The 13871-nt window shown below is 74.8% G+C and carries 17 protein-coding genes and 1 riboswitch; of the genes, 4 read left to right on the forward strand and 13 right to left on the reverse strand.

The window, feature by feature from the left end; genetic code table 11:
- Window positions 1–14: 14 nt before the first annotated feature.
- From OP18_RS08040 to OP18_RS56885, 10 genes are all read right to left on the reverse strand, one after another.
- A complete protein-coding gene (locus OP18_RS08040; RefSeq protein ID WP_033358136.1) occupies window positions 15–947 on the reverse strand; it encodes a septum formation family protein in 933 nt (310 codons plus the stop codon).
- Window positions 948–1198: 251 nt separating this feature from the next.
- Window positions 1199–1897, reverse strand: coding sequence for an SDR family oxidoreductase (locus OP18_RS08045; protein ID WP_033358137.1), 699 nt, complete (start codon window positions 1895–1897; stop codon window positions 1199–1201).
- Window positions 1898–1953: 56 nt separating this feature from the next.
- A complete protein-coding gene (locus tag OP18_RS56880; RefSeq protein WP_156089357.1) occupies window positions 1954–2187 on the reverse strand; it encodes a hypothetical protein in 234 nt (77 codons plus the stop codon).
- Between the two features lie 73 nt (window positions 2188–2260).
- Window positions 2261–2485 (reverse strand): transposase, encoded by a 225-nt coding sequence (locus OP18_RS54870; RefSeq protein WP_081970505.1) that lies wholly within the window; start codon window positions 2483–2485, stop codon window positions 2261–2263.
- Between the two features lie 52 nt (window positions 2486–2537).
- Window positions 2538–3197 carry a DUF7919 family protein gene (locus tag OP18_RS52140; RefSeq protein WP_052386368.1) on the reverse strand — a complete coding sequence of 220 codons (660 nt, stop codon included), beginning with the start codon at window positions 3195–3197 and terminating at the stop codon, window positions 2538–2540.
- Between the two features lie 372 nt (window positions 3198–3569).
- Entirely contained in the window at window positions 3570–5549 is a 1980-nt protein-coding gene (locus OP18_RS08055) for a DUF4132 domain-containing protein (protein WP_052386369.1), read from the reverse strand.
- A 125-nt stretch (window positions 5550–5674) separates the two neighbouring features.
- Complete coding sequence (locus OP18_RS08060) at window positions 5675–6886, reverse strand: ABC transporter permease (protein WP_033358138.1); 1212 nt, start codon at window positions 6884–6886, stop codon at window positions 5675–5677.
- Window positions 6883–7536: an ABC transporter ATP-binding protein gene (locus tag OP18_RS08065; protein ID WP_033358139.1), complete on the reverse strand. Its 654-nt coding sequence runs from the start codon at window positions 7534–7536 to the stop codon at window positions 6883–6885. The genes OP18_RS08060 and OP18_RS08065 overlap by 4 nt, the downstream gene beginning before the upstream one ends.
- Window positions 7533–8603, reverse strand: coding sequence for a peptidoglycan-binding protein (locus OP18_RS08070; RefSeq protein ID WP_033358140.1), 1071 nt, complete (start codon window positions 8601–8603; stop codon window positions 7533–7535). The genes OP18_RS08065 and OP18_RS08070 overlap by 4 nt, the downstream gene beginning before the upstream one ends.
- Window positions 8600–9115 (reverse strand): hypothetical protein, encoded by a 516-nt coding sequence (locus OP18_RS56885; protein ID WP_052386370.1) that lies wholly within the window; start codon window positions 9113–9115, stop codon window positions 8600–8602. Before OP18_RS56885 ends, OP18_RS08070 begins: the two co-directional genes overlap by 4 nt.
- Window positions 9116–9213: 98 nt before the next feature.
- On the opposite strand from OP18_RS56885, the gene OP18_RS08080 reads away from it, so the two are divergent.
- The 4 genes from OP18_RS08080 (at window position 9214) to OP18_RS59545 (ending at window position 11893) form a co-directional block, all read left to right on the forward strand.
- The gene (locus OP18_RS08080; RefSeq protein WP_033358141.1) at window positions 9214–9864 is read left to right on the forward strand and encodes a response regulator transcription factor; all 651 of its coding nucleotides are present in this window, start codon (window positions 9214–9216) and stop codon (window positions 9862–9864) included.
- Window positions 9861–11024 (forward strand): sensor histidine kinase, encoded by a 1164-nt coding sequence (locus OP18_RS08085; protein WP_033358142.1) that lies wholly within the window; start codon window positions 9861–9863, stop codon window positions 11022–11024. The genes OP18_RS08080 and OP18_RS08085 overlap by 4 nt, the downstream gene beginning before the upstream one ends.
- 15 nt (window positions 11025–11039) lie before the next feature.
- A riboswitch (ZMP/ZTP riboswitch) is annotated at window positions 11040–11124 on the forward strand.
- A 29-nt stretch (window positions 11125–11153) separates the two neighbouring features.
- Window positions 11154–11390, forward strand: a complete 237-nt coding sequence (locus tag OP18_RS59540) for a hypothetical protein (protein WP_052386371.1) — start codon at window positions 11154–11156, stop codon at window positions 11388–11390.
- 8 nt (window positions 11391–11398) lie between these two features.
- Window positions 11399–11893 carry a hypothetical protein gene (locus tag OP18_RS59545; protein ID WP_281179455.1) on the forward strand — a complete coding sequence of 165 codons (495 nt, stop codon included), beginning with the start codon at window positions 11399–11401 and terminating at the stop codon, window positions 11891–11893.
- Here OP18_RS59545 and OP18_RS08095 read toward each other — a convergent pair.
- The 3 genes from OP18_RS08095 to OP18_RS08105 are packed head-to-tail and all read right to left on the reverse strand — an operon-like array spanning window position 11883 to window position 13822.
- Complete coding sequence (locus OP18_RS08095) at window positions 11883–12314, reverse strand: VOC family protein (RefSeq protein WP_033358143.1); 432 nt, start codon at window positions 12312–12314, stop codon at window positions 11883–11885. The two genes, OP18_RS59545 and OP18_RS08095, sit on opposite strands and share 11 nt — an antisense overlap.
- A 10-nt stretch (window positions 12315–12324) precedes the next feature.
- Entirely contained in the window at window positions 12325–12969 is a 645-nt protein-coding gene (locus OP18_RS08100) for a GDSL-type esterase/lipase family protein (RefSeq protein ID WP_081970511.1), read from the reverse strand.
- A 37-nt stretch (window positions 12970–13006) separates the two neighbouring features.
- On the reverse strand, window positions 13007–13822 hold the full coding sequence (locus tag OP18_RS08105) for a DUF72 domain-containing protein (RefSeq protein WP_211273468.1): 816 nt from the start codon (window positions 13820–13822) through the stop codon (window positions 13007–13009).
- Window positions 13823–13871 lie beyond the last annotated feature (49 nt).

The following is a 13871-nucleotide window of genomic DNA, read 5'->3' on the forward strand; positions in this document are numbered from 1 at the left end:
GCGGCGACCGCTGATCAGACCGGCAGGGGGCGCTTGCCGAGGCCCTTGACCGAGGCGCGGGCCTTCCTGCCCGGGTCGAACAGGGCGAGGCAGCGCTGGGTCCGCTCGCCGGCCTGCCACTCCTCGTCGTCGAAGCCGTCCCAGGCGACGCCGACGTCGCCGCGGGCGCCGAGCTGGGCGGCGGTGAGGCCCAGGTACGCCGCGGCGGCGGACCAGCAGCGGTCGCTCGTCCACTCCTTCAGCTGCGCGGCGGTGGGCAACGGGCCGCCGGCGGCGGTGCCGACCTGGACGGTGCCGACGAACTCGGCCTCGTGCGGCTGCGCGCAGTCGATCGGGGTCAGCGCCCGGATCTGGCCCCACCAGTCGCCGGCCTTGTCGCCGTTGACGTCGAAGCAGCGCAGCGCCTTCGGTGCGGCGCCGGACAGCGAGCCCTTCAGCGACTCGGTGCTGCTGGCGGTGCGGCCGTAGATGTCGCTGAGCTGGTGGACCGAGCAGACGGACGAGCGCAGGCCGCCCTCCCACGGTGCGCCGGCCGGCATCTGCACGTCGATGCCGAGCATGCCGGTGTGCCAGTCGCCGCCGACGTAGTCGCTGACCGCATTGCCGCAGGCGACGTACGCCGCCCGGAACGCGTCGCTGGTCCTGGCGGGCGCCTCGGACGCCTGCGCCGGGCCGCCCTCCACAGCGGCGACCGCGACCACCTCGGACCTGTGCCCGCGGTCGCAGCCGACCGTCGAGCCGCGCAGCGCCAGCGGGTTGAACGTCGCGGAGGCCGGCCGGTCCACGCAGGTGCCGGCGGCCGGCAGCTCGAACGCCGGCGCGGTCAGCGGCCGCCAGTCGTCGACGAGGTCGCCGTCGGCGCCGGCGACCGTGGCGCCGCAGCCGGACACGGTGAGCAGCGCGGTGGTGAGCACGGCGGCGAGCGCCGCCCGGACAGGCGTCATCATCGGATCCCGATCCCCCGTGGACCCCACCGGACGGTGGGACCTTGAATCTCGACGCCAGGTGCGGTGTTGTCAACGGCCGTCCGGGTCGAACCTGGCCGGGCTCTGCGGCGCAGGGGAGCGGGGCGCCGTGCCACCGCGGGAGTCGAGGCGGCGGCGCTGCGACGTCACGCCGCGCACGGGGCGACCCGCCGGACGTCACCGGGGCGGCGCTGCGGCGGTGCGTCGGACTGGAGCCCGCCTGAGCCACGCCGTCAGGGCAGCTGGGGGTACACCACGCGGACGTCGGCGGACAGGGCGGCCTTCGCGCCCTTGGCGGCCTCGTCGACGAGGATCTCCAGGTCGCCGCAGGCGATGCCGTCGACCACGGCGGCGGCCACGAACGCCGGGTCCAGCTTCGGCACGTCCCAGCGGGTCATCATGTCGGTGTCGGCGGCGCCCAGGTGCACGCCGCTGACCACGGTGCCCTGCCCGGCGAGCTCCAGCCGCACGCCGTTGGTGAGGCTCCACTGCGCCGCCTTCGCCGCGCTGTACGAGGTGGCGTTGAGGAACGTGATCCACGACAGCACCGACAGCAGGTTGGCGATGGCGCCGCCGCCGTTCCGGGCGAGCACCGGGGCGAACGCGCGGGTCACCCGCAGCGTGCCGAAGAAGTGCGTGTCCATCTCGAGCCGGATGGCGTCGAGGTCGCCGTCGACGAGGTTGGCGAAGGTGGCCAGCCCGGCGTTGTTGACCAGCAGGCTGACGTCGCCGGCCTGCTCCGCGGCCGCGTCGACGGACGCCTGGTCGGTGACGTCGAGCCGCAGCACGGTCGCGCCGGGCAGGTCCACGGCCCGCGGGTCCCGGGCGGTGGCGTACACCTTCGCCCCGCGGTCGAGCAGCTCCCGCGCGATATGCAGGCCGAGCCCCCGGTTGGCCCCGGTGACCAGCGCGACCGATCCCTCGATCTCCATATGGTGACCTCCTGAGTTGGTCCGGTCACCGTATGACACCACCGCGCGGCGACGCCTCATCCGTTCGGCGGTCGGTTGTCGGACTTCGCCGTCTCATCCTCGTCCCGGATGCCTCTTGAACGGCCCATACCGACGGTCGGCCGGACGATGCCGGCGAGCGCCCGCAAGATGGCCGGGCGCTCGCTGGGCTTGGTGTTCCGCAGCACCACCATGATGATCACGAGCTTTGCCACGGACGGTATCGCGAGCGCGACGACGGCGATCCAGGGAACGCTGATCAGCGAGGGCATCTGACCCTCCTCGTCTTCGCTGGCTGTCCGTGGCTGTCTCGTCGGTGCGTCGGCGGGGGCGGCGAGCGCGCGATCAGCGCTCGCCGTTGCCCCACGGGCAGCCGCACGACCGCCGAAGCATCAGATCGGTGTCCAGCCAGGCGCAGCCGGTGCGGACCACGTACAGGACAGCGTCCCCAATGGATCTGCGTGGATGCTGTTCTGGCCTACCGAAGCGTTTGGGTGCCGGGAGCAGCGGGCCGGCCAGCGCCCACTGTTCGTCGGTCAGGTCTGAGGGGTACCGCCGCGGCCGGAGCATCCGGCCACGTTGGCGGCATCGGCATCGGCGGGCACGCGGGCACGCCGATGCATCATCGGACCTTGTCGCAGAATTCCCATTCCTTGCCGTGGTCGGGGCACTGTTCCCTGAGCTGCTGGGTGGCCAGCGATAACGCCCTGCGACCAGGCTCGTCCGGCGTGTAGTGCAACTCGAACTTCTGGCCGCACCTCACACACCGAAGCATGACGTTCCTGGCGGTGCGGCCCCAGACCGCGCGCTCCCCGTCGGGCGGGATCCAGGGGCTCGGCTCGGTGGCCCAGCCGGCGTCGTAATGCTGCACCGCCTCGACGAACTCCGCGGGCGGCCGGTAGGCATGAGCGGAGACGTAATGCCAGATCAGCGCCGGCGCCGCGAACATCACGCCCGGCCGGGCCGGCACCCTGATCTCGCGGAACGCAAGCCAGGACTCGCCGTCCGACCGCGGATCGGCGATGAGACTCGTGTCTGACGGGCAGAACTCACAGCGGTGCAGGCCGCGCGTCTCGTTGACGGCCGGGTTGCCGACGATGTCGAGCAACGCGTCGGCGAACCCGTCCGGGACCGGGCCCGTGTCGAACGGCTGCGAGGCGTCCAACCAGCCGACGCTGAGCCGCTCGTACCGCGGCCGGTAGTCCAGCGTGCCCCATTCATATCTGACGGTGTCGTGGTCGAAGAGCGAGTACGCGTGCGTCAGGTCTGCGAAGTAGGTCACCGCGGCAAGATACGGCGTTGGGTGCAACAACCGGCAATGAGGTCGGTCATGCGGTCGAGACCTGCACGCCGGTCAGGCCCGATGAGCATCGCCGCAGCTGGGACGTCCGGCTTACCTTGGCGGCATCGACGCAAGCGGTTACGGCTGACGACAAACAGACCCACTTCTCAAACACGCTCTCAGTGGGGGACAGTCGGGCGGCGCGGATTGCCGGGACGAGGCCCGCGGCGCCGCCGATGAGCACCGTTGCGGCGAGGGCGCCGGCCGTGGCCCAGGCCGGCGCGACGGTGGGCCAGGTCGGCGCTCACCGCCGGACGCGGGAACGCGAGTCGCGCGATCAGGTCGGACGATCACGGCGGTGCACGGCATGACTCACTGACCGACTTCCTGCAGATCGTGGAGGAGCTCCGACACCGCGACCGGGTCGATCGCGCCGAAGCCGGCGACGGCCCTGCCGTCGGCGTGGGTGGGCAGCCACACCTTGCCGAGGGTCTGCTGCTGTTCGCCGGTGACGTCGCCGATGTACATGCCGGGGTCGAGGTCGATCGAGGCGACGAGGCCGCCGGGCAGGTCACGCTCCAGCGTGCACACCATGCCGCCGTCGCCGACGTTGCCCATCCGCCAGCCGCGGCGCACCAGCCCGAGGAGCCGTCCGACGTGGACGGTGCGGCCGGCGTGCCGGTCGAGGCTGTGGGCGGCGCGCTCGTCGTCGGTCAGCACGTGGACGTCGCGACCCAGCTGCGCGAACGGCTGCAGGATCTCGTAGTCGGCGAACACGTCCGCCCACGCCGCCAATCGGTCGCCGAGCCGCAGCGGGTGCGCGAGCCACACCGTCGCGGTCGCGGTGACGACGATCGGCTCGTCTTCCACGTCGGCGTACGTGCGGTCCTCGGCCACCCGGAAGCACGCCTCACCGTCGTCTGGGCCTTCGGAGGTCACCCAGAGCAGCCGGCGCGCGACGTGCCACAGCAGCGGATGTCCCACCAGGTAGCGGTGGAACTCCGCACTGCTCCACCGGCGCTGGTCGGCCATGGCGCGCTCGAGGCGGCGGATCTGGTCGGCCGCCACGGTCCGCACGTCCTTCTTCAACCCGAGGAACCGCTGGTACGCGGCGGGCGCGGCGACCGGGTCGTCCTTCACTCCGCACCTGGGCAGCGCGGCGCGGCGGGTACCGGCGGCGTCGGTGACAAAGGGCATGAGGTGCTCGTCGAAGCCGACGACGAACCGGCGCGGCCCGTAGTCGAGGCTGAGGCTGCCGTCGGTGTCGAGACCGAGGTCGGGCACAAGGCGGTCCGCGAGCTGGTCCAAGGTGAGGCCGGTGTCCCGGGCCAGGGTCTCCAGCCGCTCCTTGGCGATCCGGCGGGTGCTGTGCTTGGAGGCTTTGTCGGCGACGCCCTGGATGTGCATGAGCGCCACGTCGGTGCCGATCGCGGTGAGCACGTCGAGGCCGCGCGCGGCCCGGGTGTGGTCGCCGTGACCGGGCCAGGAGCGGATCAGCGGACCCAGCCTGCGGGCCGTCTCGTCGTCGCCGATGAAGCCCTGCATGTCGAGCGCCCATCGGCCGACCGACGGACAGTTGGCGTCGACCCAGCGCAGCAGGAGGGCCCGGCCGAAGGCGGCCAGCGAGCCGGGGTCGCAGACGTCCTTCACAATCTTCAGACCCGCATACGGCAGGGAAGGCTGGGACAGCGAGAGCATGGTGACCACGTGCCGCGCCGACTCGACCGGCAGGGTCCGCACGCCGTCCCGCAGCCGGATCGCCGGCAGCGTCGGCAGGGCGACCCAGCGCGGGATCTTCGGCAACGTCGAGGGCAGCAGGTCGAGCGGGTCCGTGTCGAGCAGAGTCCGGATTGCGGCGCCGGCCGCCGGACCGTAGTGCTCGGCGGCGGTGAGCACCAGATCTCGGTGACCTTCCGCGGCGAGCGCCAGCAGTGCGTGCTCGGCGAGTTCACGGCGCGGGCCGGGCTCCTCCAGGGCCGGCGGCACGAGATCGCGGGCGGCGGCGGCCGGGTGGCGGGACAGCCACTGCCGCGCGAGGTCGCGGGTCCACGCCGACCGGGACTTCACCCGCAGTTCCATCATCAGGTCCGCCAGCTCCGGTCCGGTGAACGGCAGCAGCCGCAGCGTCGTCTCGGTGACCATCTCCCGCGACAACGCGACGAGGTCCGGCACGGCGTGCAGTGCGTCGCCTCCCGCCGTGCCGTCGGACGCCAGCGGCGCGGAGCGGGTCAGGCCGGGCACCACGACCGGCTCGCGGCGGCGGGACCACGGCGGGGTGACGAGCACATCCTGCAGCCCGTCGTGCCCGGTGGCCGCCGGGTCGGTCGTCGGCGGCAGGTCCGTCGTGGTCACGCAGTCACCTCACGCAGGTCACGGATGAGCCCGGACATCAACGTCTTCCTCGAACAACACCTGCTTCGCACGCCGCTGACTGTAGGTCACGCCGCGATCGGACCGGCGACGCGGCTCGTGACGGGTCACGGGGAGGTGAGGGCTTCGGTGGGGGACAGGCGGGCGGCGCGGATGGCGGGGAAGAGGCCCGCGACGCCGCCGATGAGGACGGTGGCGGCCAGCGCGCCCGCCGTCGCCCAGGCCGGCACGACCGCCGGCCAGGACTGGTAGGTGGCGTAGCCGGTGGTGACCGCGACGCCGAGCAGGACGCCGCCGAGGCCGCCGAGGAAGGACAGCAGCAACGACTCGGTGAGGAACTGCAGCCGGACCTGGCCGCGGGTGGCGCCCAGGGCGCGGCGCAGACCGATCTCGGCGCGGCGCTCCAGGACCGACACCACCATGGTGTTTGCCACGCCGACACCGCCGACGAGCAGGGCCACCGCGCCGAGGCCGAGCAGCAGGGCGTTGAGGGTGGTGTCGGCGGCGCGGCGGGCGGCCAGGGCGTCGGACGGTTTGGACACCGCGACGTCGCCGGGGGCCCGCGGGTCGGCGGTGGCGGCCAGGACCGCCCGGACCGCCTCGACCTGGTGGTCGCGGGAGCGGGTGTACACCGTCGTGGCGTGCCCGTCGAAGCGCAGCGACCCGGTGGCGGCGTCCCAGCCGACGAGGACCGCCGCGTCGAGCTCGGCGGCGAGGGGCACCGCGGCGAGCACGCCGATGACGGTGAAGTGCTGGCCGCCGACCAGGATCCAGGTGTCGGGGCTGGGCCGGCCGATGCCGAGCCGGTCGGCGGCGGCGGCGCCGAGCACCGCCGCCGGGTAGCGGGCGGTGGCGCCGTTGAGCCAGACGCCGGCGCGGACGCGTGCGCCGACGGTGGCCGGCAGGGTGAGCCGGGCGGCGAGGACGCTCAGGCCGTTGGTCTCCGCCTTCGGGATCAGGTCCGAGCGGTACACCCGGGCGCCGCGGACCCGGCCGGTCGCCGAGACGGCGGTCACCGGGCCGATCCGCGCGATCATCGACTCGGCCTCGGCCGGCAGCGTCGCGGGCTGCCCCTCGAGGGTCTGGCCAGGTGCGACGGTGAGCAGGTTGGTGCCCAGCGCGGCGAGCCGGCGGTCCAGCTCCGCCCGCGACGAGGAGGAGATGCCGACGACGGCCACCATGGCGGCGATGCCGATCGCGACGCCGAGCGCGGACAGCAGCGCCCGCGCCGGCCGGGTCCGCAGCCCGGCCGCGCCGACGCGCAACAGATCCGCGGGCGCCAGGCGGGCCGGGGCCGGAGGGCCGAGGCGAGCGCTCATGACACCACCCGGCCGTCACGCATGTGCACCTGCCGGTCCAGGCCGGCGGCGAGGTCCCGGTCGTGGGTGACGACCACGACCGTGGTGCCGGCGGCGTGCAGCTCGCGCAGCACGCCGAGCACGCCCCGGCCGGCGGCGGAGTCGAGGTTGCCGGTGGGTTCGTCGGCGAGCAGCAGCGCGGGGTCGCCGACGACCGCGCGGGCGATCGCGACCCGTTGCCGCTCGCCGCCGGACAGCTCGTGCGGCCGGTGGCCGAGGCGGTGGCCGAGACCGACCCGCTCCAGCGCGGCCGCCGCCCGCAGCCGCCGCCGGCGCAGCGGCACCCCGGCGTAGAGCAGCCCGTCGGCGACGTTGTCCAGCGCCGGTACCCCGGCGGCGAGGTGGAACTGCTGGAACACGAACCCGATCCGGCCGGCCCGCAACGCCGACAGCCGGCGGTCGGACAGCGCCGACACGTCGTGGCCGTCGACGCTGACCCGGCCCGCCGTCGGCCGGTCGAGGGTGCCGAGCAGATGCAGCATCGTCGACTTGCCGGAGCCGGACGGGCCGGCGACCGCGACCAGCTCGCCGGCGGCGATGCGCAGGGTCACGCCGGCGAGGGCCGTGACGCCGCCCGGGTACACCTTCGTCACGTCGGTCAGCTCGATCATGCCGGCATCACCACGGTCGTGCCGTCCCGCAGCCCGTCGCCGCTGATCTCGACCCGGCCACCGGCGAACAGGCCGGTCTCGACGCGGACGTGGCGGGTGGCCGTTCCGTCGAGGACGACCTCGACGCCGTAGCCGCCCTCGGCGAGCGCGACCAGGGCCGCCACCGGCACGGTCAGCACGTCGGCGCGGGCGGCGGCGGTGAACACGACGGTGACCACGGCCGCCTCCAGCCGCGCGGCGGCCGCCGGGTCGGCCAGCGACACGACCGCCTCCAGCTTCGTCTGCGGCTGCGCGTCCGGCGTCGCCGGCTGCTCGACCACCGTCGAGACCCGCTCCAGCCGGCCGGGCACCGCCTGCCCGTCGGGCAGCAGCACCCGCACCTCGACGCCCTTGCGGGCCAGCCGCTGTCGGGACACGTCGAGCAGGACCGTCACCAGGCGGCCCGTCCCGGTGTACTGCAGCACGTCCTCGCCGCCGCCGGTCGAGCGGTTGACCCCCGTGGTCACCGAATCGACGCGGATCTCACCCGGCGCGAACAGCACCCGGCCCAGCTGGACCTCCCCGGTGCGGGGCAGGCCGAGGTCGCGCTGCCAGGCCCGCACCGCAGCGGCCGTGCCCGCCGAGTACGTGTCGTCGACCGTGAAGCCGCCGTACCCGAGCGCCCGCAGGCTGTCCTCCAACTGCCGCACGTCCGCGCCCACCACGCCGGTGGTGAGGGTGCGGTACGCGACGACCGCGCCGAACAGCAGCACGACGGGCGTGTCGTCGACCCGGTACACCGCCTGGCCCCGGCCGATGACGTCGCCGGGCAGCGGCAGCCGGGTGACGACCCCGCCGATCCGGCCGGTCAGGGTGATCCGGGCGCCGTAGCCGAGGTCGCCGGCCCGCTCGTACGTGTCCACCAGGGTCTGCCGGGTCACCCGCGCCGTGGCCGGCGGCCCGGCCGGCGCCTGCCCGCCACCGCGCGACGGCGGCGTGAACCCGTCCGCGGCCACGACCGCCGCGCCCAGCGTCAGCACCAGCGCGCCGCACGCCGCGACCCGCCGGCCGCGCCGCCGCCCGTTCACCGCGACGGGGCGGGCGACCGGCCGCCGTGCCGGATGCAGGCCGCGCGGGCCTCCTCGTACTGCGGGTCCTGCCGGGCCGAGTCGGGCACCTCGAGGTCCAGGTCCGGCTCCGGGTCCGGGAAGTCCTCCACGCCGTGGGCGCGCATGCACCGCGACTCCTCACGCGCGACGTCGAGCTTGCCGGCCAGCTCCCCGGCGTCCAGCACCGGCCGGTACTGCTCGCACGCCGCCACGGCCCGCTCGAGCACCTCGCCGTCGATCGAGCCCTTGTCGTACCCGCCACCGACCCGGACGTTGCCGTTGCCGTCGACCACCGGGTCGGCCTCGGGGACACCGTGCTCGCGCATGCACCGGGCGTGCCGCAGGCCCTGCTCCTGGAAGCTCAGCGTGGGCGTGCTGCCCGGCGTCGCGGTGCCGCCCGCGCTCGCCACCCGTGCGCCGTCGTCCGCCGTCGTGCACGCCGCGAGCAGCAGCAGCGGCAGCAGCAGTGCGGCCAGGACCCGTCTCGTCATGCGCACCAGTGCACCGCGGCGGCGGCAACGGTACCGTCACAGCCGCTGTAACGCCGGTGTAATGCCCGGTCACCGAGAATGCCGGACGGGGGTGTGCGGTGCGGGTGCTGCTGATCGAGGACGAGGCCCTGCTCGCGGAGCAGGTCGCCGACGGGCTGCGTGACCAGGGCATCGCCGTGGACGTCGCCGCCGACGGGCTGGACGGCCTGCACAAGGCGGGCAGCAACCGCTACGACGTGGTCGTGCTCGACCGGGACCTGCCGCTCGTGCACGGCGACCAGGTCTGCACCGCGCTCGCCGCGGGCGGCGGCGACACCCGCATCCTGATGCTCACCGCCGCCGGGGAGGCCGCCGACCGGGTCGCCGGCCTGATGCTCGGCGCCGACGACTACCTGCCCAAGCCCTTCGTCTTCGCCGAGCTGGTGCTGCGCGTGCGGGCGCTGGCCCGTCGGTCCAACAACGCGCCCCGCGTGCTGCGGCGCGCCGGGCTGAGCTTCGACACCGCCCGCCGGGTCGTCACCCGCGACGGGCGCACCATCGCGCTGACCACGAAGGAGCTGGCCGTGCTGGAGATCCTGATGAGCGCCGGCGGTGCCGTGGTCAGCGCCGAGGACCTGCTGGAGCGGGCCTGGGACGAGCACGCCGACCCGTTCACCGCCACCGTCCGGGTCACGCTGGCCCGGCTGCGGCGCAAGCTCGGCGACCCGCCGCTGATCGAGACCGTCGTCGGCGCGGGATACCGGCTGTGAGGCACCCGTCGATCCGGCTGCGGCTCACCGTCGTCTACGCCGTCGTGCTCGTCGTGGCGTGCGCGGCGCTGCTGGCGCTCAACTACTGGCTGCTGTACCACAGCCTGTACGACAACATCCACGACCCGAGCCCGGCGGAGCTGGCGAAGCTGCGCGCCGCCCCGCCCGGCATGGTCCCCGAGGCCGGGGAGAAGCTGCGGGCCGCGGAGCTCGACGCGGCCCTCGTGGCGCGGCTGCGCCGGCAGACGCTGCTGAGCACCGCCGGCACCTCCGCGATCGGGCTGCTCGTCACCGCGGTGATCGGGCTGGGCATCTCGTGGGTCGTGGCCGGGCGGATGCTGCGGCCGCTGCGGACCCTCACCGCCACCACCCGCCGCATCTCCGAGGACCGGCTGCACGAGCGGATCGCCCTCACCGGCCCCCGCGACGAGCTGCGCGAGCTCGCCGACACGTTCGACGAGATGGTGGGCCGGCTGGAGTCCGCGTTCACCAGCCAGCGCCGCTTCGTCGCCGACGCCGCGCACGAGCTGCGCACCCCCCTCGCCATCGTGCGCACCGGCGCCGAGGTGCAGCTGGCGAAGCGGCACAGCAGCCCCGAGCAGTGGCAGGCGATGGCCGAGCGGGTCCTCGTCGCCACCGGCCGCGCCGAACGCATGCTCGACGGCCTGCTCGCCCTGGCCCGCAGCGACAGCGGCGTCATCGCCGCCGAGCCGCACGACCTCGCCCCGGCGGCCGCGGCCGCGCTGGGCGACATCGACGACGAGGTCGAGCGGGCCGGGCTGAGCGTCACCACCGACCTGCGCCCGGCGCCGGTGACCGGCGACCCGGCGCTGCTGGACCGCCTGGTCAGCAACCTCGTGGACAACGCCGTGCGGCACAACCAGACCGGCGGCCGGGTCGAGGTGACCACCGCCGGCGCGGCCGGGTCCGCGGTCCTCGTCGTGCGCAACACCGGCGAGCGGATCCCGCCGGCCGAGGTCTCGCGGCTGTTCGAGCCGTTCCAGCGCCTGGCGCCCGAGCGGGCCGCGGGCGCCCGGTCGACGGGGCTCGGGCTGGCCATCGTCCGGTCCATCGTGCACGCCCACGACGGCACGGTCACCGCGTCACCCAACCCCGACGGCGGGCTCACGGTCACCGTCACGCTCCCGGCGCCGGGTTGACGCCCGGTATGCTGGCGGCGGCCGAGGTACTGGCGAGGGTGGAGCACCACCGGGGACCCGGCCGATCGAGGATGTGGCGCGGTCCGCCTGGGCGCCTCCGGCAGCAGCAGACCTGCGATCGGAGGCGGCATGCACCTGCGCCACGGCACGAACCCCCACCAGCGGACCGCGACCGCGACCCCGCTCGACCCCGGGCGGCAGCCGTTCCAGATCGTGCACGGGGCACCGTCGTACCTGAACATCCTCGACGCCGCGGCGGCCTGGCAGCTGGTGAAGGAGGCCGCGACCGCGCTCGGCACGCCCGTCGCGGCGTCGTTCAAGCACGTCTCGCCGGCCGGCGCCAGGCCCGCGACGACCTGCCGCTGACCCGGGACCTGTTCGCCGGGCACGCGCTGCCCGCCGCGGCCGTCGACGACCTGCTGCTCGGCCTCGTCGTGGTCCGGCACACGCGGTCGAACTCGGTCGCGTACGTCCGCGACGGGATGGCGCTGGGCATCGGCGCCGGTCAGCAGTCCCGGGTCGACTGCACCCGGCTCGCCGGCGGCAAGGCCGACACGTGGTGGCTGCGCCGCCATCCCGCGGTGTCGCCGGCAGGTGCGGCCGGCGGCGTCCAGGAGCGGGTGGCCGCGCAGCTCGACCGGGCCGGCCGGGTGCCCGGCGCGGCCGGCTGGCTGGGCACCCTCGACCGGGTCGCGTTCGTGTCCGACGGTGCGCTGCCGTTCGCCGACAACGTCGAGGAGGCCGCCCGGCACGGCGTGCGGTACATCGCCGAACCGGGCGGCTCCATCCGCTCCGCCGCGGTGCTGCGGGAGTGCGAACGGCGCGGCATCGCGCTCGTGCGGACCGGGGTCCGCCTGTTCAGGCACTGACCCGCACGGCCCCCTGCTGGATGCGCACCATGTTGCCCGACGGGTCACGGAACGCCGAGTCGCGCGGCCCCCACGGCCGCTCGATCGGCTCCTGCAGCACCTCGGCGCCGGATGCCCGCACCCGCTCGAACGTCGCGTCGAGGTCCCCGGTGCTGAACACGATCATCGGCAGGACGCCCCGCGACAACAGGTCCTGCAGTGCGTCGCCGTCTGCCTCGGTACGGCCGGCGTGCGGCCACGACAGCACGAACTGCAGCCCCGGCTGGCCCGTGCCGCCCAGGGTGACCCAGCGCGCGGCGCCCTCGCCGACGTCGTTCTGCACCTCGAGGCCGAGCGCGTCGCGGTAGAAGGCAAGGGACCGGTCCCAGTCGCTGACGGTGATGTGGCAGTACTGCAGCGCGACGTTCGTGGTGTTTTCCATGCCGGCGACGCTAGGTTGCCGCCGGCCGGGGCCGCTTCTCGAATCCTGACCGATCCGCTGGGCGGGCCGCCGCGGCGGCCGCGTGGACGGCGGGGGAGAGGGCGGTCGCGATCACCGCGTACCCGGCGCTGGACGGATGGAACCGGTCGGGGCTGAACAGGGCCGGCTCCGCCGCGAACGCCGCCGCGCTGCGGCCGATGTCGGCGACCCGGGCGCCGGCGGCGAGCGCCGCCCCGGTCTGTGCCCGCTGCAGCGCCGCACTGCCGGCGCGTACCGCGACACGCAGCTGCGGCGGCACCCACGGCACCACGCTCAGGTCCGGTGCCGGCGTGACGACGACCTGCGCCCCGGCGGCCCGCAGCGCGCGGACGGCGTCGCCGAGCAGCGCCGCGGCCCGCGGCGCGGGGACGAAGTGCGTCAGGTCGTTGGCCCCGACGATGATGAGCGCCACGTCCGGCGCCTCCGCGGCCGCCCGCCGCACCTGCTCCGCCAGGCCGAGGCTGTCGGCGCCCGGCACCGCGAACACCCGCGCCCGGGCCGGCGTGCCGGCCGCGGTCAGCGACGCCGCCAGCCGGGCACCGACGGTGTCGGCGGGGCTCGCGGCGCCCTGCCCGTATGCGATGGAGTCGCCGAGCACGGCGAGCGTCAGTGTCACAGCAGAGGACAACACCGGCGTCGCCGCGGTGCTTCCCTCAGAACAGCGTCAGCGGCTCGGCCGGCTCGGGCTCCGGCAGCGGCGCCAGCCGCGGCAGGCGGGCCCGCACCTCGTCGTGGAACCGCCGGGCCAGTGCGGGCGCGTCGGTGTTGTCCGGGGTGTGCACGAACACCGTCGGCGAGCGACCCTCCCGCAGCCAGCCGGTGACCACGTCGACCCAGCGCTGCCAGCCCTCGACGGTCCGGTCGGGGTCGTCGCGGCCGAGGTACCGCACGATCGGCCGGTCGGTCAGCGCCGCCGTGCGCAGCGGCATGCGCGGCTTCTTGGTCCACGCGTCGCGTTCGGCGTCGCTGGTGGGCGGGGCGGCGAAGAACGCGGTCGTGTCGAACGGCACCCACTCGGCCCCGCCGAGCGCCGCCTCCAGCAGCCGCGCCGCGCCGGGATCGGTGAAGAACTCCGGGTGCCGGACCTCCACGGCGTACCGGTGGGCCGGCGGCATCCGGCGCAGGAACCTGGCGAGCGCGTCGACGTCGCCGGGGCCGAACGACCCGGGCAGCTGGATCCAGACCGCGTGGGCGCGCGGCCCGAGCGGCTCGATCGCGTCGAGGAACGCCCGCACGTCGCCGCCGGCGTCGGTGAGGCGCCGCTCATGGGTGACCCGCTTCGGCAGCTTCACCACGAACCGGAACCCCGGATCCGTCTGCTGCGCCCACGACGCCACCGTGTCCCTGGCCGGCGTGGCGTAGAACGTGGTGTTGCCCTCCACGGCGTTGCACCGGCCCGCATACGCCCGCAGCCGCTCGTGCGCCGCCAGCGGCTGGGGCGAGAACCGCCAGGCCTTGTGCGTCCACATGGCACACCCGACATGAAGCTGCACAACCGGCACGCTACCCGCGCCGCCG

It is taken from the genome of Dactylosporangium aurantiacum, assembly GCF_000716715.1.
GTDB classification, from domain to species: Bacteria; Actinomycetota; Actinomycetes; order Mycobacteriales; family Micromonosporaceae; genus Dactylosporangium; species Dactylosporangium aurantiacum.

Bases quoted from the DNA above. Each gene is read 5' to 3' on its own strand.
- OP18_RS08095 (WP_033358143.1), bottom strand. From the start codon at position 12,314: ATGGAAAACACCACGAACGTCGCGCTGCAGTACTGCCACATCACCGTC.
- OP18_RS08105 (WP_211273468.1), bottom strand. From the start codon at position 13,822: ATGTGGACGCACAAGGCCTGGCGGTTCTCGCCCCAGCCGCTGGCGGCG.
- OP18_RS56880 (WP_156089357.1), bottom strand. From the start codon at position 2,187: ATGCCCTCGCTGATCAGCGTTCCCTGGATCGCCGTCGTCGCGCTCGCG.
- OP18_RS08040 (WP_033358136.1), bottom strand. From the start codon at position 947: ATGATGACGCCTGTCCGGGCGGCGCTCGCCGCCGTGCTCACCACCGCG.
- OP18_RS56885 (WP_052386370.1), bottom strand. From the start codon at position 9,115: ATGACGAGACGGGTCCTGGCCGCACTGCTGCTGCCGCTGCTGCTGCTC.
- OP18_RS54870 (WP_081970505.1), bottom strand. From the start codon at position 2,485: ATGCTCCGGCCGCGGCGGTACCCCTCAGACCTGACCGACGAACAGTGG.
- OP18_RS59540 (WP_052386371.1), top strand. From the start codon at position 11,154: ATGCACCTGCGCCACGGCACGAACCCCCACCAGCGGACCGCGACCGCG.
- OP18_RS08045 (WP_033358137.1), bottom strand. From the start codon at position 1,897: ATGGAGATCGAGGGATCGGTCGCGCTGGTCACCGGGGCCAACCGGGGG.
- OP18_RS08065 (WP_033358139.1), bottom strand. From the start codon at position 7,536: ATGATCGAGCTGACCGACGTGACGAAGGTGTACCCGGGCGGCGTCACG.
- OP18_RS08060 (WP_033358138.1), bottom strand. From the start codon at position 6,886: ATGAGCGCTCGCCTCGGCCCTCCGGCCCCGGCCCGCCTGGCGCCCGCG.